Origin of the sequence: Spiractinospora alimapuensis, from assembly GCF_018437505.1 — a bacterium.
GTDB classification, from domain to species: Bacteria; Actinomycetota; Actinomycetes; order Streptosporangiales; family Streptosporangiaceae; genus Spiractinospora; species Spiractinospora alimapuensis.
Window position 1 is genome coordinate 5369900 of sequence record NZ_CP072467.1, and the last position, 16242, is coordinate 5386141.

The following is a 16242-nucleotide window of genomic DNA, read 5'->3' on the forward strand; positions in this document are numbered from 1 at the left end:
GCGTTCGGTAGCTACGGCTTGAGCAGGAAGTGAGTATCTCGGTGTACGCGATCGTGCGAGCGGGCGGCCGGCAGGAACGAGTAACTGTCGACGACGTGGTGAACGTCGACCGGCTCCCTGACGAGGCTGGTTCCACCGTCACGTGGCAGCCGCTGCTTGTCGTGGACAACGACAAGATCATCAGCGATGCCTCGGAACTGGGTGGCTACCAGGTGACCGCTGAGGTCCTTGGTGAGGCCACCGGCCCCAAGATCAACATCATGAAGTACAAGAACAAGACCGGTTACAAGAAGCGCATGGGCCACCGCCAGAAGTACACGCAGGTCCGCGTCACCGGTATCACCGCGGGCAGCTAGGAGAGCGTGGCATGGCACACAAAAAGGGCGCTTCGTCCAGCCGGAACGGGCGCGACTCCAACGCGAAGCGCCTCGGAGTCAAGCGCTTCGGCGGCCAGGTCGTCAAGGCGGGCGAGATCCTCGTCCGGCAGCGCGGCACCAAGTACCACCCGGGCGACAACGTGGGGCGTGGCGGCGACGACACCCTCTTCGCGCTCACCCCGGGAACGGTGCGCTTCGTGCAGCGCAACGGCCGCAAGGCCGTCAGCATCGTGTCCGCGCCGGCGGAGTAACGGCGCGCACTAACTTGTCAGGGCGGGCCAGGTACCTGGCCCGCCCTATTGGTGTCTCCTGGGAGGATCCGTGCCGGATTTCGTCGATGAGGTCGTACTGCATCTGACGGCAGGCGACGGCGGTAACGGATGTGCCTCGGTGCACCGTGAGAAGTTCAAGCCCCTGGGCGGCCCGGACGGTGGCAACGGGGGGCGCGGCGGCGACGTCGTGCTGGAGGTCGACTCCCGGGTCCGCACCCTGCTGGACTACCAGCGCCGGCCGCACCGTGCCGCGGACAAGGGCCAGCAGGGACAGGGCCACAACCGTGACGGCGCCCAGGGAACCGACCTCGTGTTGGGGGTCCCCGACGGTACGGTCGTCACCTCCCCGGACGGGGAACAGATCGCGGATTTGGTCGGTGTCGGCACCCGGATCGTCATCGCCCAGGGCGGGAGCGGCGGGCTGGGCAACGCCGCACTGGCCTCACCCAAACGCAAGGCGCCCGGGTTCGCGTTGAAGGGGGAACCCGGTGACGCGCTGGACGTCCGCCTGGAGCTCAAGACCATCGCCGACGTCGGCCTGGTCGGCTTTCCCAGTGCCGGCAAGTCCTCACTGATCGCCGCGCTGTCCGCCGCGCGCCCCAAGATCGCCGACTATCCGTTCACCACTCTGGTGCCCAACCTGGGGGTCGTCGAGGCGGGCGACGTGCAGTTCGTCGTCGCCGACGTTCCGGGCCTCATCCCCGGGGCGAGCTCGGGCAAGGGCCTCGGTCTGTCGTTCCTGCGCCACGTGGAACGGTGCTCCACGCTCGTGCACGTGCTGGACTGCGCGACCCTGGAACCGGGCCGTGACCCCATCACCGACTTCGAGGTCATCGAGGAGGAGCTGCGGGCCTACGGGGAGGCGACCGGTGTCGACCTGACCGAGCGTCCGCGGATCGCGGTCCTGAACAAGGTGGACGTCCCGGAGGCGCGGGAACTCGCCGACATGGTGGAGCCCATGCTGGAGGAGCGCGGCGTACGGACCCTGCGTATCTCCGCCGCGAGCCACGAGGGGTTGCGCGCGTTGTCCTTCGCCATGGCCGAGGTCGTCGCCGCCGACCGGGCCAGTCGGCCCGAGGCCGAACCCACCCGCGTCGTGTTGCGGCCCCGCGAACTCGGGTCGTCGGCGTTCGAGGTCAAGGAGGTCGGACAGAACACCTTCCGCGTCGTCGGCGAGAAGCCGACCCGATGGGTGCGCCAGACCGACTTCTCCAACGACGAGGCCGTCGGCTACCTCTCGGACCGCCTGAACCGCCTGGGCATCGAGGACGCCCTCACCAAGGCCGGGGCCCTGCCCGGGGCAGAGGTGCACATTGGCGACGACGACGCGGTCGTCTTCGACTGGGACCCGACGATCGCCGACACCGGGGGAGCGATCGGGCCGCGAGGGACGGACCGCCGCCTCGGGTGAGACGCGCGCCCGTCCCGGCGGGAGAGGCCGGCGGGCGGCGGTGGGGCAATGTGACCGTGTGGGCAGAGTGAAGGTCAGGGGCCAATGACTTCGGGGGAACGATGAGCGGGGAGGAGCTCCGCGCGGACGTCGCCACGGCCCGCCGCATCGTGATCAAGGTCGGTTCGTCGTCGCTGACCACACCGGACGGCGGTATCGACACCCGCCGCATCGACGAGCTCGTCGACGTGGTGGCCGAACGGCGGGGCTCCGGCGCGACCATCGTGCTGGTGTCCTCCGGGGCGGTGGCGGCGGGTCTCGCCCCCCTCGGGTTCCCGACCCGGCCGCACGACCTGGCCAGCCAGCAGGCCGCCGCGAGCGTGGGGCAAGGGCTGTTGTTGGCGCACTACGGCCGTGCCCTGAACCGGCACGGGCTGACCGCGGCCCAGGTCCTGCTGACCGCCGACGAGATGATGCGCCGAGCCCAGCACCGCAACGCCCAACGCACCCTGGTCAGACTGTTGGACCTGGCGACGGTGCCGATCGTGAACGAGAACGACACCGTCGCCACGCACGAGATTCGGTTCGGCGACAACGACCGGCTGGCGGCTCTGGTGGCCCACATGTTGCGGGCGGACGCGCTGTTCCTGCTCTCCGACGTGGACGCGCTGTACGACACCGATCCGCGCTCGCCCGCGGCGAAGCGCATCGGGTACGTCGGTGACGTTCGCGCCCTGAAGGACGTGGACACCAGCGGCGCTGGCAACCGCGGCGTGGGGACCGGCGGCATGGCCACCAAGATCGCCTCGGCGGAGATCGCCACCAGCGCCGGGGTCCCCACCGTCCTGACCACCGCCGCCAACGCCCACGCCGCGTTGGCCGGTGAGGTGGTCGGTACCTATTTCGCGCCCTCACAGCGCAGGCGCCCCTCGGCGCGCCAACTGTGGCTGGCCCACGCGACCACCGGCCGGGGCAGACTCATCATGGACTGGGGGGCCGTGCGTGCCCTCACCGCGGGTAAGGCGTCCCTGCTTCCCGCCGGTTTAGTCAAGGTCGAAGGCGAGTTCACCGCCGGCGACCCCGTGGACCTCGTCGACGAGGATGGCCGCGTATGGGCCCGCGGCCTGGTGAACTACGACGCCACCGAGATTCCCCACCTCATGGGCCGGTCAACGCGGTGGCTCTCCCGTGAGCTGGGTCCCGCCTACGAGCGCGAGGTCGTCCACCGTGATGACCTGGTGCTGCTGGGCTGAGGCCCACCGCTCCGGGGAACACCTCCACCAGAATCTCTCCACCCCCATCAGAGCCAACGCGCATCCATCCGGTAGGTGTGCGCGTTCACCTGCCATGACGGGGTCGAGGGCACCCATCTCCGGGCGGGTGGGGGGTCCGGGGTTCTCAGGCTCGGGAGATCGAGGACTCCAGGTACTCCGTGGAAGCCCGGTAGGCGCGTTCGATGCGGTCGCCGATGTTGCCGGACGCCCGGTAGCGAAGCTGGCTCGGCTCTGCGCGCGGGTCGGCTCCCGTCGGGAGGACATGGACCTCCACATCCGGCGGCAGCGTGGCGATCTCCTCGGTGAAGCGGTGCCGGCGCGCGATCTCGAACGCGACGAGGCCCACCTCCCAAGGCCAACGGGGGACCGCCAGTGGACGTTCGATGCGCCCAACGTGTAGCACGTAGATCCGGGTGGCACCCAGGCGTACGGCCCGGCCGACGGGGATGCTGTGCACGAGACCCCCGTCGTAGTAGTGAACCCCGTCAATCTCGACGGGTGGCAGCACCCCTGGCACGGAGGACGACGCGAGCACGGCGTCCACGAGAGGGCCATGAGTGAACCAGTGGGCGGAGGCGCGCTCCACACTGGCGGCGACGCACTGGAACGGGACCTGGAGGTCCTCGATGCGGTCGACCGGCAGCGAGTTGGTGAGGAGACGGCGTAGCTCGTGGTGTGAGTGCAGCGCGGTACCGGTCCGGGCCAGGGTGGTGACCCGCCGCAGCAGTGACCCGGAGAAGACGTGACCGATCACGCCGGACCGCCACCATTCGCTCATCCGCCGCACGGCGGACGTCGGATCGGCCGCCAGCGAAGCGCCGTTGATCGCCCCCACCGAGGTTCCGACCACGAGGTCGGGTGCGATGCCGGCCTCCGCCAGGGCGCGCAACATGCCGACCTCATACGCCCCGAGCGCGCCCCCGCCACCCAGCACGAACGCCGTGCCTCCGTGGTGCTGAGCATCGACTGACATGGGCACCACCTCCACCTTCTACCAGCATCTATGCCCCACTCGCCGTCCGGGAAGCGTGCCCCCTCCACAGCGACGAGGCGCCGCGGGAACACCGAAGCCGGATCCGACAGGCTGAGGAGAAGGGGTCGGTCCCCCAAGGGCGGCCATGTCCGGAGTCAGACCGGAGCGTAACGACGTCGCACAGGACCTCGGCGTCTCCCGTGACTCCGACCTGGAGGACCGCTTGGCCGCGCTGGACGGCCTCACACTCGGCGTGACCAGTCCCGGGTCCAGCACCGACGACTTCATGCGCTACTCCCTGCGCCGGGCCGGACTCGACCCCGAGCGCGATGCCGAGATCATCGCGGTCGGAGGTGGGCCCGCGCTCCTCGCCGCTCTGGAGGAGGGGCAGATCGACGCCTACCACCTCTCACCGCCCACTCCGTTCATCGCCGAGGCCCAGGGGTTCGGCACGGTGCTCATCAATGGCCCGGAGGACGACGTCCCGGAGTTCGCGGAGTTCGTGTTCACCGCCTGGGCCGCCGACCGGGGCTGGGCAGAGGACAACCCCGAGACCGCGGAGGCGTTCGGCCGCGCGATCGCCAAGGGGGTGGAGTTCGCGCATGAGGATCCCGAGGCGGCGGCCGCGATCGCCGCCGACTATCTTGGCGCGGACACCGAGGAAACACGCACCTCGCTGGAGGCGATGCTCCCCGCGATGCCGGAGACGCTGTGTCTGGACGAGGACCTGTTGGGCACCTCCCTGGAAACCCTGCACGAGGCGGGGATCTCCGAGGAGAGGGGCGACCCCAGTGAGGGCGTCCTGTGGACGAATGACTACACGGAAGGGTGCTGATGCGAGTAGTCCGCTATCGAGGCCAGGACGGGACGCCAGTGTGGGGGGAGCTGGGGACGGACGACGTGATCCGTCCGCTCGCCGCCCCACCGTTCGGCCAGTACCCCGTCGACGACGTCCCGATGGAGTTCGGGGAGGCGGCACTGCTGGCGCCGGTCATCCCGCGCACCATCGTGTGTGTGGGCCGCAACTATGCCGCCCACGCGGCGGAGTTCAACAACGATGTGCCCACCCGCCCGCTGCTGTTCATGAAACCGGCGTCGACCGTGGTCGGTCCTGGGGCGGCGGTTCGCTATCCGCCGGAGTCGGAACGGGTGGACCCCGAGGCCGAACTCGCGGTGGTGATCGGCCGCCCCGCGTTCCAGGTCAGCGCGGCCGACGCGCCGTCAGTCATCGGCGGCTACACCTGCGCCAACGACGTCACCGCCCGCGACCTCCAGAAGACCGACCCGGGGCAGCAGTGGACCCGCGGAAAGGGATTCGCCACGTTCTGCCCGGTGGGGCCATGGATCGAGACGGAGCTCGACCCCACCGACGTCGAGGTGACCTGCGCCGTCAACGGGGAGGTGACCCAGCGCGGTCGGACCAGAGACCTGATCTTCGACCTGCCGTTCCTCATCGAGTACGTCACCGCGTTCACCCGACTCCTCCCCGGCGACATCATCCTCACCGGAACCCCCGAGGGCGTAAGCCCCGTACGGCCTGGCGACAAGGTGGAGGTGTCGGCCAGTGGCCTGGGAACGTTGACCAACACCATCGAGACCGCGGAGTAGGACCAAGAGGTCGTGACCACCCCCGGGCCCTCCAGAGGGGAAGTGGGTGGGACGGGGGCTCATGCCTCGGCCCACCCACCCGGAGGGGGCCAGAATGGCCTATCCGGCGGTGACCAGCGCGCGCCAGGTCACCGTGCCGACCCAGCCGTCGTCACACGGTGATTGGGCCTCGGCCACGACTTCCTCGCAGACCTGGTCACGCTGGAACTCCTTCACCGCGTCCATCGTGTCGGTGTCGTACTCGCCGTTGTCGGAGTTGTCCGGCATGTAGCCGTAGTTGATCAGCAGGTTCTGGATCGCCAGCACCCCAGCCCCTTCATCACCGAGGTCGTAGTACCACTTGACTGGGTCCGGCCCCCAGTCCGGGTTGGGAGTGCTTCGGTCGAACTGGATGGTGTCCAGATGACCCCAGAACTCCTCCTTCATCTCCCCGTGCTCGCCGAGCCCGCGGTCCGCCTGGTACAGCAGTACGGCGTCCTCGACAGCGGTGGTGTAGTTGGGAATTGGGTGGTCCCCGTAGAACTGGTCCCCGTTCTCGTCCACCTCCGCGCCGAGGATGATGGTGGCCGCGTAGATGTTGATGTGGGTGTCGGTGTCGTTCGGATACTCCGGCCAGGGACGGTCCATGATGTCCGGAGCGTCGGCGGGTTCGATGGGTCCTTCCTCGGCCGTGGCGGTCGCCGATGTGGCGACCATCCCGCCTCCGAGCAGGGCGACGCTCGCGAGACCGATGGTCGACTTCCGGGCCAGGCTGCGCATCATCGTCATGTCTCCCCCAATGGGATCCGCGTGCGGGTTACGTAAGACAGGACGGGCGCTCTCACCGCCCGGTTGGCCTGCGATTCCGCACTGTCCGCTTGCGGACGACCACGGCGCGGCGTGAACCTGGGGCGCGGTTGCGCGTCTGTCTAAACGTGTCTGCCGGCGGGCCTGGCGTCCGGGACCTCGGCGTGTGCCGGCAAAGGACCAGGAAGAGGACATCGAAGAGGCCGGGGCAATCCCGTGCGCCCCGGCCTCGGTCCGTGGGTGTGTTCAGCCCGTGGCGACGAGCGCGCGCCAGGTCACGGTGCCGACGAGTCCGTCGTCGCACTGCTGTGCCGCTGCCTCGTCCTCCACTTCCTCACACACGTGGTCACGTTGGAACTCCTTCACCGCCGCTGTGGTGTCTCCGCCATACTGGCCATCGACGTCGTCTTCCTTGTCGAAGTAGCCCTGCGTGAAGAGAAGGTACTGGAGGGCCTCGACGCCCGCACCGGAGTCGCCGTTGGTGTAGAAGTCCGGGCCAACGCGAGGCCCCCAGTCGGGAGTCTCCACACTGGTGTCGAACTGGAGAGAGTCCAGGTGACCCCAGAACTCCTCCTTCATCTCCCCGTGCTCGCCCAACCCTTCCTCGAGCTGGTAGTACTCCACGGCCGACGCCAGATCCTCGGAGTAGGTGTCGGTCGGGTCGTCCTGCCAATAGGGGATTCCGTCGCTGTTGTACTCGGCCCCGAGGATGACGGTGCCGGCGTAGATGTTCGGGTGCTGGTCGGTGTCGTTGGGGTACTCCGGCCAGGGACGATCCATGATGCCCGGAGCGTCGGCCGGATCGATCGGCCTCTCCTCGGCCATGGCGCTGGGGATCGTGGCCATGCCGACGAGCGCTGCGCCGGCGAGGCCGAGGCCAGAGAAGGTGAGAATCCTGCGCTTGGTGGTCAATACGGGCATCGTCTCTCCCCGATGTGTTCGACTGTGACACGGGGCAGGACGCCCTTCCATCCGGGAACGGTTGGCGCCCATTCGGCTACTGACCGTTGACGGACGTCGTGGAGTGGTGTGTGAACCGAACGCGGGGCGGCGCGTCCGGTTCGCTGGTGCCGGGGGAGTGGGGTCGCGACGGCCCGGTCTAGACTGCCCGGCGTGACTCCCCCCTACTGGAACCACAACATCCACTACCAGCCGCTCGTCCTGGACGCCGTTCCCACCGGCTGCGAACGTGCGCTCGACGTGGGCAGCGGTGACGGCCTGCTCGCACGCCAACTCGCCGATCGCGCCACTGAGGTCGTGGGGGTTGACCCAACCCCCGCCATGATCACCACCGCGCGCTCCGCCACGCGGGACCTGGAGAACGTGTCCTTCCTGCGGGCCGACGTGGTCGAGGCAGCCGGGACCGAGCTGCCGGACGGCGGATTCGACTTCGTCTGCTCGGTCACCACGGTGCACCAGATCGGGCTGGAGCCGGCTCTGACGGCGATGCGCCGCCTCCTCGCCCCCGGAGGTCGTCTCTTCATCGTGGGTCTGGCGAAGAACAGCACTCCCGCGGACTGGATCGTCTCCGGGGCGGGACTCGTCGCCCACCAGTGGTTCAGTTGGCGCAGGGGAGGGGTCAGCGCCCCTGAGGGGATGCCCATCATGGACGGCGATATCAGCTGGGGGGAGGTGCGCCGGATCGCCACCCGCGAACTCCCCGGCGTCCGCTACCGCCGCCACCTGCTGTGGCGCTACTCCCTGCTCTGGGACAAGCCGACGGACGGTTAGGGGTCGGTCCGCGTCCCGGGATCGATCGGTAGCGTCGCGGTGTCCACACCGAGCTCTCCGAGGGCGCTGGGCAGCGTCACTCGCTCGCCGTAGGCGACGCGTTCGGTGCGCGTGTACCCCGCTCCGTCTGGAGCGTGGTGCACCGTACACAGCGCTGCGTACGGGTCGAAAATGGCATAGACCGGGATTGCGACCTGGGCGTAGAGACGCGCCTTCTCGTGATAGTCCCGGCGAACACTGCCTGGGGAGACGACCTCGATCGCGAGTTCCATCAGGTCGGGCGCGAACTTGCTGAGGTTCTTGGCAGCCTCGATCTCGGGTATGAGGGCCAGGTCAGGGCACAGTTCCGAGTCCGCGATGGCGATGGGGGAAGCCACATCCGTGACCAGTGCCCACTCCGGATTCAGTTGAGGTTCCAGCTCGGTCCACAGCCGGACGATCGTCTTACCGTGAACCGGTCGGACCGGGCTCATCATGATGCTTCCCCCGACGATCTCGACCTTGTAGCCGTCAAGCTGATCCGCGAGCTGATGTACCTTCGCGCTGAGTTGGTCCAAGAGTGTGGTCACGCCAACCTCCCTACCGTCAGTCACCATGCTAGCGACCCGCTCTGACAACCGCGCTGGATCCTCCACGCCGAGCGGCGCCGACATACTATTGTTGAACAATCCTCACTCCGTCGAGCCCACGAGAGAAGATCATGACCGACACCGAGCGCGAGGTCCACGAGGTCGCTGCGCGGGCCAAGCGCGCTTCACACGAGCTCGCTCCGCTGGCCCGAGCAGCGAAGGACGCCGCGCTGTTCGCCATCGCCGACGCGCTGGTGGCCAACGCCGAGTCCATCGTCAAGGCCAACAGCGAGGACGTGGCCCGGGCCCGCGAGGGTGGTCAGCCGGAGGCGATGATCGACCGGCTCGCCCTCAGCACCGACCGTGTCGAGGCCATCGCCGACGCGGTCCGCGAGGTAGCCGAGCTCCCGGACCCGGTCGGGGAGGTCGTGCGGGGGAGCACCCTGCCCAACGGACTCGAACTACGTCAGGTGCGTGTCCCCATGGGCGTCGTCGGGGTGATCTACGAGAGCCGGCCCAACGTGACGGTCGACGCCGCGGTTCTGTGCCTCAAGAGCGGCAACGCCGCCCTGTTGCGTGGCTCCTCCTCGGCCTACACGTCCAACACCCGGCTGGTCGAGGTCATGCGGGCGGCGCTGGCCGACACCGACGTCCCGGCGGACGCCGTGCAGCTGGTGCCGGGAACCGGTCGTGAGTCCGCCCACGCCCTCATGCGGGCCCGTGGTCTCGTCGACGTTCTGATCCCGCGTGGCGGGCGTACCCTCATCCAGTCGGTGGTCACCGAGTCCACGGTTCCGGTCATCGAGACCGGTGAGGGCAACTGCCACGTCTACGTCGACAAGGCCGCCGACCTCGACAACGCGCTCGTCATCACCCTCAACTCCAAGGCGCAGCGGGTGTCGGTGTGCAACGCGGCCGAGACGTTGCTCGTGCACCGAGGAGTCGCCGAGGAGTTCCTGCCCCGGCTCGTCTCCGCGATGACGGAGCGCGGTGTGACCCTGCACGGGGACGAGCGCACCATCAACATCATCGGCTCCGCCACGCCGGCCACCGAGGTCGACTGGGCCACCGAGTACCTCTCGCACGACCTCGCCGTGCGGGTGGTCGACTCGTTGGCCGAGGCGGTCGAACACATCCGTCGATACTCCACCGGCCACACCGAGGCCATCGTCACCGACTCCACCTCAGCGGCACGCCAATTCGTCGCGCAGGTGGACTCGGCCGCGGTCATGGTCAACGCCTCCACCCGGTTCACCGACGGCGGCGAGTTCGGGTTCGGCGCGGAGATCGGTATCTCCACCCAGAAGCTGCACGCCCGCGGCCCGATGGGGCTGCCGGAGATGACCTCGACCAAGTACGTCATCACCGGAGACGGGCACGTCCGCCCCTGAGCCCAGGAAAAGGTCGGGGGCGGCCCGGAGCCCGGACCGCCCCCCGACAACGTGTCAGGAACTGGGAGTGCCGTCGGAGTCCCGCCGGCCCGCGTTCTTCCACCGGTCGGCGACCGTGTCGAAGAGCTTGCCACCGGCGTTGGCCGCACTGCCGAAGAAGTCGCGCACCGTCCCCGCCAGCGGGTCGGAGCTGCGCTCCCACGACTCCTTGTAGGAGTTGGCCGCCTCACGGGCCTCCTCACCGATGGACGCGTCCCGGTCGGAATCCCGTCGCGGGTACTCCCCGTCCAGGATCCGCTGGTAGGAGCCGTCTTTCAGCCAACGGTCCAGCTCGGCGAGCCGGATCACGGCGAAGGGGTGGGTGTGACCGGACATGTTCAACAGCTTTAGCACACTGTCCAGCGCGTCGCCGCTGGAGTCGTACTCGCGGGCCTGCTCCAGCATGGCGTCGCTGTTCATCTCCGCCAACCGGGACCCACCCGCGATCTTCATCAGGGCCCGCTTGCCCGCCTCGGGGTCCTGTCCCGCCAGCACGCCGGCACGGTCGCAGGACAGCTCCGACTTACGGAACCACTCCTCCAGAGCGAGGATGATGGCGCGCAGTCCGATGTAGCCGAAGGGCACCCAGGCGACCCGCGCCGCGAGGTTGATCAGGAAGATGAGCATGGTGCGGTAGACCGCGTGACCACTGAGAATGTGCCCCACCTCGTGGCCGATGACGAAACGCTGCTCCTCGGGATCCAACAGGTCGAACAGGCCCGTGGTGACCACGATGAACGGTTTGTCCATCCCGATCGCCATGGCGTTGGGGCGAGGGTCCATACGGACGTAGAGTTCCGGGACGTCCTTCATGTCGAGCACATAGGCTGCGTCGCGGACGTAGTCGTGGAGCTCCGGGAACTGGCGTTCGCTCGCCCGGACCGCACTGGCCAGGTGGAGTAGTCGCAGCGAACGCCGACTCAGAACCCCGGTGAACCGCTTGAACAGCTCATCGAACCCCTTGAGTGAACGCAGTGCCACGAGCGCGCCGCGGTCGGCGGGATGCTCGTAGGCGCGGGAGGAGATATCGGAGAGCCGGACGCGGGTGCGATCGGGTGTTGTGGCCATATGGGCATGCTATGCGTGATGGTTCGTCCACGCCACGGTTTCGGCCAACGAGATATGACGTGAAAATCATCGGGCGGTTCGGAACCGCGCCCCGCCGCCCCTAAGCACCAGAAACACCGCCTACCCTCTGGTGGGGAACGGGAGGCCGTGACCGACAACGGACACGGACCACGCGGCGAACGGAGACAACGGGTGTCCGAGGAAGACACGAAGAGACAACCGCGGCGAGTCGGGATCATGGGTGGCACCTTCGACCCCATCCACCACGGCCACCTCGTCGCCGCCAGCGAGGCCGCCTCACTGTTCGGCCTCGACCAGGTGGTGTTCGTGCCCGCCGGCAAGCCCTACCAGAAGGACGACAGCGAGGTCAGCCCGGCCGAGCACCGGTACCAGATGACCGTCATCGCCACCGTGTCCAACCCACGCTTCGTCGTCAGCCGCGCCGAGATCGACCGGACCGGCCCCACCTACACCATCGACACCCTGCGCGACTTCCGCGACCACTACGGGCGCGACACCGAACTCTTCTTCATCACCGGCGCCGACGCGCTCGGCAACATCCTCAGCTGGAACAGCGCCGACGAGCTCTTCCAGCTCGCGCATTTCGTAGGCTGTAACCGACCCGGCCACCGGCTCGACGACGCGGGGCTTCCCCCCGGTCGTGTCAGCCTCGTGGAAGTCCCAGCGCTCGCCATCTCCTCTACCGAATGCCGAGAGCGGGTACGCAAGGGAGAACCCATCTGGTACCTCGTGCCAGAAGGTATCGTCCACTACATCAACAAGACCGGGCTCTACCGACACTGAGACCCAGGAGGACCAACCGTCCCGTGACCGCAACTCCAAGAGCCGTCGAGCTGGTCAACGTCGCCGCCGAAGCGGCCGCCGAAAAGCTCGCCAAAGACATCATCGCCTACGACGTGAGCGACCAGCTCGTCATCACAGACGCCTTCGTCCTCTGCTCCGCACCCAACGACCGCCAGGTCCGATCCGTCGTCGACGAGATCGAGGACCGGCTGCGCGCCGCCGGAGCCAAGAGCGTACGACGAGAAGGCGAACGAGACGGCCGCTGGGTCCTCCTCGACTACGTCGACATCGTCGTGCACATCCAACACGACGAGGACCGCGAGTACTACGGACTCGAACGCCTCTGGAAAGACTGCCCCGAGATCCCACTGCCAGTGAAGAACTCCAGCGGTGACTGAAACACGACGTGTGCTGTGCTGGCGACACGGCCAAACACGGTGGAACGCCGAGAAACGATTCCAAGGCCAAGCCGACATCCCACTCGACGAGGTCGGCGCCGCCCAAGCCGCCCACGCCGCGCGCATGCTCGCCCGCCTCAAACCCGACGGGATCGTCACCTCCGACCTCAGCCGAGCCGCCAGCACAGCCCAAGCCCTCGAAGCCGAAACCGGCCTCACCCCCAACACCGACCCCGGACTACGCGAACGCTCCGCCGGTGAATGGGAAGGCCTCAACCGCGACGACATCATCGCCCGCTGGCCCGAGGAATACGCGAAGTTCAACGTCCCCGGCGGAGAGGACATGAACGACGTCGGCCAACGCGTCGCCCAAGCCGTCGACCGCGGACTCGCCACCATCCCCCCACACGGACTCCTCGTCGTCGTCAGCCACGGCGGAGCCATCCGCGCCGGCATCACCACCCTCCTCGGCCTCCCACCAGAACACCGAGAAAGCCTCGGCCCTCTCGGCAACTGCTCCTGGTCCGTCCTCGGCCCCTCCGCCACCGGCCGCTGGCGACTCCTCGAACACAACGCCGCCAGCCTCCCCGAAGAACGCATCCTCAGCGACGACCGCTAACCGTTTCGACTCCACGCCCACAGTCCGCTAAAGTAAGGGGAGTCCGCACGGGGGCCACCCCAAAACCGGACACCCACGGGGCTATGGCGCAGTTGGTAGCGCGCCTCCATGGCATGGAGGAGGTCTGGGGTTCGAATCCCCATAGCTCCACGAGACTCGGGACGACCCTGCTCGGGGGCCTTCGGCCTCCTCGCGGGGTCGTCCCGTTTGTGCTTGTCGGGGGGGCGACCCCCCGTGCCCCCCGCGTGGCAACGTTGGTTGTTGTCGGACGGGGTTGGGGGCCTGGTGGGGTGGTTGTTGCCCTTGCCTCGGATGGTTTGGGCCGACGTGCTCGGGGGCCTTCGTTAGGCGTTGCGCGCCGGGCCAGCGCAACCTGGATCGCTGACTCACCGTGTTGGGGCCCTGTGAGGTAGCTGCGGCCGCCCGGGGGACATTCGCCCGGGCATGACAACGTCCGTGCTGCTCCCACTCATCACCCCGTTGATTGTCCAGGGGCGCCGACCGGGGTCGTGCGTTCGTCGGGACGGCTCGGATCCCCGCCTAAGAGCTCGACGACAGGCCGGTCACAGGGTCCAGAGCGTTCGCCAGTGACGGGGCGTCCGGCGTGCTCACCAGGATTTCGTCGAACTCCGGGTGCTCCAGCCGCACCCGCAACAGCGCCACGTTCCGCCGCATGGCCACCAGCCTTCGCGTGCCGTTCGGGTGGGTGAAGGTTCCGACCTTCACGAACCCCGAGACAACGAGCCCGAACTTGCGCCAACCGAGCACCTCCGAGGTCCACCCGAGCTCGGAGATCGCCCCCGTCACATCCCCCAAAGGCACCTCCACCATCGACCTGAGACTCATGTAGCGCTCCCAGCCCTCAAATGCGATGTGAAGGCGAGCGGGGTTCTGAAGTATTCGCACCATCGCCATACCCCAACGTTATCAATTTTGATAATAATCGCAAGTGGCATGATTGGTTCCATGTCCCAGCCTCGTATCGCCGACGTCGTGATGCACCCGGTGCGGTTGCGCATCCTGCACCAGCTCGCCGACCGTGAACGCACGACCTCCCAGTTGCGTGAGGCGTTGCCGGACGTCACACCGGCGACGCTCTACCGGCACGTGGGCGCGCTCCTCGACGCCGAAGTCCTCACCGTCGTCGCCGAGCGACGGGTCCGCGGGGCCGTCGAACGGACCCTCGCGCTCGGGCCACGAACGCCGCACGGCGATCAGGAGGAGGTCGCGGCCATCGGTCCGGCCGGGATGCGTCAGATCTATCTGGTGTTCCTGGCCCAGCTCAGTGGTCAGCTCGACCGGTTCCTCGAGTCCGCGGACCCGGACCTCCTCGCGTTGTCCGGTGCCGCGCAGACCGTCCTGCACGTCGACGGGGACGATCTCGCCGCCCTCCAGGAAGGGCTGGCCGCTCTCCTGGCGGACTACCGGGAAGCGAAACCCGGGAAGCGGCGAGTCACCCTGTCGACGGTCCTGCTCCCTGACGCCTGAGGTGGCCGAGGCGGCGGGCGCGCGACCAGGGAAGTGTGCCCCGTCTCAAGCGTTCAGGTCCTCGCGGCTCGTGCTGAGGATGGTGAGGCCCGCGCCGATCGCGACGAACGTGTAGAGGAACGCGCCGAGGCCGATGGCGGCCTCGGCTCCCGGGCCGTAGATGGCGGTGAGGCTCATCCGCGCCGTCTCGCGTGTGCCCAGGAAGATCGCGAGTGCTCCGACGGTGGCGATGCCGGCGCCGGCGCCGACGGCGAACGCGCTCTCCTGGATGGCTCCGGCGTCGGCGGTGCGATGGTGGGGGGCCGCGCTCATCAGGGCGTTGGCGGCGATGGCCATGACGATCCCGGCGCCGAGCCCCAGCAGGACCATCGCCACGGTCTGGGTGGCCCCGTTCATGACGAACAGGGCGCCACCGGAAGCGAGGGCCAGGCCGGTGACGATGACGTGTTGTGGGGAGAGACCGCGCTGCAACGCCGGGCCCAGCAGGCCCCCGACCGCGCAGGCCGCGGCGAGGGGGACCAGGGTGATCCCCGCCTCCACCGCCGACTGTTCGTCGATGATTTGGAGACGCTGGGTCAACACGTACAGGACCCCGTTGAAAATGCCGGTGGTAGCGGCGATCGTCGCGGTCGAGGCGGCCAGGAGACGGTTCGTGAACAGGCGCACGTCCAGGAACGGGCGCGCGAGTCGGAGCTGACGGGCCAGGAAGACGACGCCGACGACGGCACCCGCCACGATCGCCGCGGCGCTGAGGGCGGTGGTGGAGTCCGGCTGCGCCGCCCCCTTGAGGCCGACCACGAGGAGCCCCACGGCGACGGCGGAGTAGACGGCACTCGGGACGTCGAGGCTGGGGGCGTCGGGGTTGTGGGACTCCTCCAACACGGCTCGGGCGAGCACCACGCAGAGGACGAACAGCACCACGTTGATCCAGAACACCCACCGCCAGCCGGCCAGCTCGACCAGGCCACCTCCGAGCAGGGGGCCCAGGGCAGAGCCGACGCCGAAGCTCGCGGACCAGACCCCGTAGGCCACGGCGCGCAGTCGCAGGCCCGGAAAGGTCACCCGGATGATCGCCACTGTTCCGGCGATCAACATGGCCGCACCGACACCTTGCCCGGCACGGGCCAGGAGCAGCATCTCCGGTACCGAGGTGGCACCCGCCACCATCGCGCCGGAGATGGCGATGCCGAGCCCGATCAGGTAGAGGCGTTTGCGACCGAACCGGTCAGCGAGGACCGCGGCCGGGATGATCATCATTCCGGCGGTGAGTGCGTAGACGTCCGCGGTCCAGAGCGCCTGGAGGGGGCCGAGTCCCAGGTCCTCGCCGATGGCGGGCAGCGCCACCGTCACCTTGGTCATGTCCGAGCCGCCGAGGGTCATCACGATGGCGAACAGCCCCAAGATGGCCCAGAGGCTCCGGGGGATGGCTCTCCGCTGGGCTACCTCTGTCATCGC

At 68.4% G+C, this 16242-nt stretch carries 19 protein-coding genes and 1 tRNA gene; 13 read left to right on the forward strand and 7 right to left on the reverse strand.

Features of this window, described 5'->3' with window-relative positions; genetic code table 11:
- Window positions 1-41: 41 nt before the first annotated feature.
- From rplU to proB, 4 genes are all read left to right on the forward strand, one after another.
- Window positions 42-356, forward strand: a complete 315-nt coding sequence (gene rplU, locus J4H86_RS24965; protein WP_236544166.1) for a 50S ribosomal protein L21 — start codon at window positions 42-44, stop codon at window positions 354-356.
- 11 nt (window positions 357-367) lie between these two features.
- On the forward strand, window positions 368-628 hold the full coding sequence (gene rpmA / locus J4H86_RS24970) for a 50S ribosomal protein L27 (RefSeq protein ID WP_236540766.1): 261 nt from the start codon (window positions 368-370) through the stop codon (window positions 626-628).
- 70 nt (window positions 629-698) lie between these two features.
- Entirely contained in the window at window positions 699-2060 is a 1362-nt protein-coding gene (obgE, locus tag J4H86_RS24975) for a GTPase ObgE (protein WP_236540767.1), read from the forward strand.
- 101 nt (window positions 2061-2161) lie between these two features.
- Window positions 2162-3292 (forward strand): glutamate 5-kinase, encoded by a 1131-nt coding sequence (gene proB / locus J4H86_RS24980; protein ID WP_236540768.1) that lies wholly within the window; start codon window positions 2162-2164, stop codon window positions 3290-3292.
- Window positions 3293-3437: 145 nt separating this feature from the next.
- Here proB and J4H86_RS24985 read toward each other — a convergent pair whose 3' ends face one another.
- The gene (locus J4H86_RS24985) at window positions 3438-4286 is read right to left on the reverse strand and encodes a patatin-like phospholipase family protein (RefSeq protein ID WP_236540769.1); all 849 of its coding nucleotides are present in this window, start codon (window positions 4284-4286) and stop codon (window positions 3438-3440) included.
- Window positions 4287-4431: 145 nt separating this feature from the next.
- Here J4H86_RS24985 and J4H86_RS24990 point away from each other — a divergent pair, with 145 nt between their 5' ends.
- Both J4H86_RS24990 and J4H86_RS24995 read left to right on the forward strand, forming a co-directional pair.
- Window positions 4432-5121, forward strand: coding sequence for an ABC transporter substrate-binding protein (locus tag J4H86_RS24990; protein ID WP_236540770.1), 690 nt, complete (start codon window positions 4432-4434; stop codon window positions 5119-5121).
- Entirely contained in the window at window positions 5121-5894 is a 774-nt protein-coding gene (locus J4H86_RS24995; RefSeq protein WP_236540771.1) for a fumarylacetoacetate hydrolase family protein, read from the forward strand. Before J4H86_RS24990 ends, J4H86_RS24995 begins: the two co-directional genes overlap by 1 nt.
- 99 nt (window positions 5895-5993) lie before the next feature.
- Here the strand turns inward: J4H86_RS24995 and J4H86_RS25000 are convergent, their stop codons facing one another.
- Window positions 5994-6662: a peptidoglycan-binding domain-containing protein gene (locus J4H86_RS25000; protein WP_236540772.1), complete on the reverse strand. Its 669-nt coding sequence runs from the start codon at window positions 6660-6662 to the stop codon at window positions 5994-5996.
- A 264-nt stretch (window positions 6663-6926) separates the two neighbouring features.
- The gene (locus tag J4H86_RS25005) at window positions 6927-7601 is read right to left on the reverse strand and encodes a peptidoglycan-binding domain-containing protein (protein WP_236540773.1); all 675 of its coding nucleotides are present in this window, start codon (window positions 7599-7601) and stop codon (window positions 6927-6929) included.
- A 192-nt stretch (window positions 7602-7793) separates the two neighbouring features.
- On the opposite strand from J4H86_RS25005, the gene J4H86_RS25010 reads away from it, so the two are divergent.
- Window positions 7794-8411, forward strand: coding sequence for a class I SAM-dependent methyltransferase (locus J4H86_RS25010; protein ID WP_236540774.1), 618 nt, complete (start codon window positions 7794-7796; stop codon window positions 8409-8411).
- On the opposite strand, the gene J4H86_RS25015 is transcribed toward J4H86_RS25010, so the two are convergent.
- On the reverse strand, window positions 8408-8980 hold the full coding sequence (locus tag J4H86_RS25015) for a Uma2 family endonuclease (RefSeq protein WP_236540775.1): 573 nt from the start codon (window positions 8978-8980) through the stop codon (window positions 8408-8410). The genes J4H86_RS25010 and J4H86_RS25015 overlap by 4 nt on opposite strands.
- Window positions 8981-9111: 131 nt before the next feature.
- On the opposite strand from J4H86_RS25015, the gene J4H86_RS25020 reads away from it, so the two are divergent.
- Complete coding sequence (locus tag J4H86_RS25020) at window positions 9112-10371, forward strand: glutamate-5-semialdehyde dehydrogenase (RefSeq protein WP_236540776.1); 1260 nt, start codon at window positions 9112-9114, stop codon at window positions 10369-10371.
- Between the two features lie 54 nt (window positions 10372-10425).
- On the opposite strand, the gene J4H86_RS25025 is transcribed toward J4H86_RS25020, so the two are convergent.
- Complete coding sequence (locus tag J4H86_RS25025) at window positions 10426-11478, reverse strand: M48 family metallopeptidase (RefSeq protein WP_236540777.1); 1053 nt, start codon at window positions 11476-11478, stop codon at window positions 10426-10428.
- Between the two features lie 192 nt (window positions 11479-11670).
- Here J4H86_RS25025 and nadD point away from each other — a divergent pair, with 192 nt between their 5' ends.
- From nadD to J4H86_RS25045, 4 genes are all read left to right on the forward strand, one after another.
- Entirely contained in the window at window positions 11671-12282 is a 612-nt protein-coding gene (gene nadD, locus J4H86_RS25030) for a nicotinate-nucleotide adenylyltransferase (protein WP_394356417.1), read from the forward strand.
- Between the two features lie 23 nt (window positions 12283-12305).
- Complete coding sequence (rsfS, locus tag J4H86_RS25035) at window positions 12306-12680, forward strand: ribosome silencing factor (RefSeq protein WP_236540779.1); 375 nt, start codon at window positions 12306-12308, stop codon at window positions 12678-12680.
- Entirely contained in the window at window positions 12673-13299 is a 627-nt protein-coding gene (locus tag J4H86_RS25040) for a histidine phosphatase family protein (protein WP_236540780.1), read from the forward strand. Before rsfS ends, J4H86_RS25040 begins: the two co-directional genes overlap by 8 nt.
- Before the next feature lie 77 nt (window positions 13300-13376).
- Window positions 13377-13449: transfer RNA gene (locus J4H86_RS25045), tRNA-Ala, on the forward strand.
- Window positions 13450-13839: 390 nt separating this feature from the next.
- Here J4H86_RS25045 and J4H86_RS25050 read toward each other — a convergent pair.
- Window positions 13840-14145 (reverse strand): hypothetical protein, encoded by a 306-nt coding sequence (locus tag J4H86_RS25050; protein WP_236540781.1) that lies wholly within the window; start codon window positions 14143-14145, stop codon window positions 13840-13842.
- 120 nt (window positions 14146-14265) lie between these two features.
- Between J4H86_RS25050 and J4H86_RS25055 the strand changes: the two genes are divergently transcribed.
- Window positions 14266-14787: a helix-turn-helix domain-containing protein gene (locus J4H86_RS25055; protein ID WP_236540782.1), complete on the forward strand. Its 522-nt coding sequence runs from the start codon at window positions 14266-14268 to the stop codon at window positions 14785-14787.
- Window positions 14788-14832: 45 nt separating this feature from the next.
- On the opposite strand, the gene J4H86_RS25060 is transcribed toward J4H86_RS25055, so the two are convergent.
- Window positions 14833-16239 carry an MFS transporter gene (locus J4H86_RS25060; RefSeq protein WP_236540783.1) on the reverse strand — a complete coding sequence of 469 codons (1407 nt, stop codon included), beginning with the start codon at window positions 16237-16239 and terminating at the stop codon, window positions 14833-14835.
- Window positions 16240-16242 lie beyond the last annotated feature (3 nt).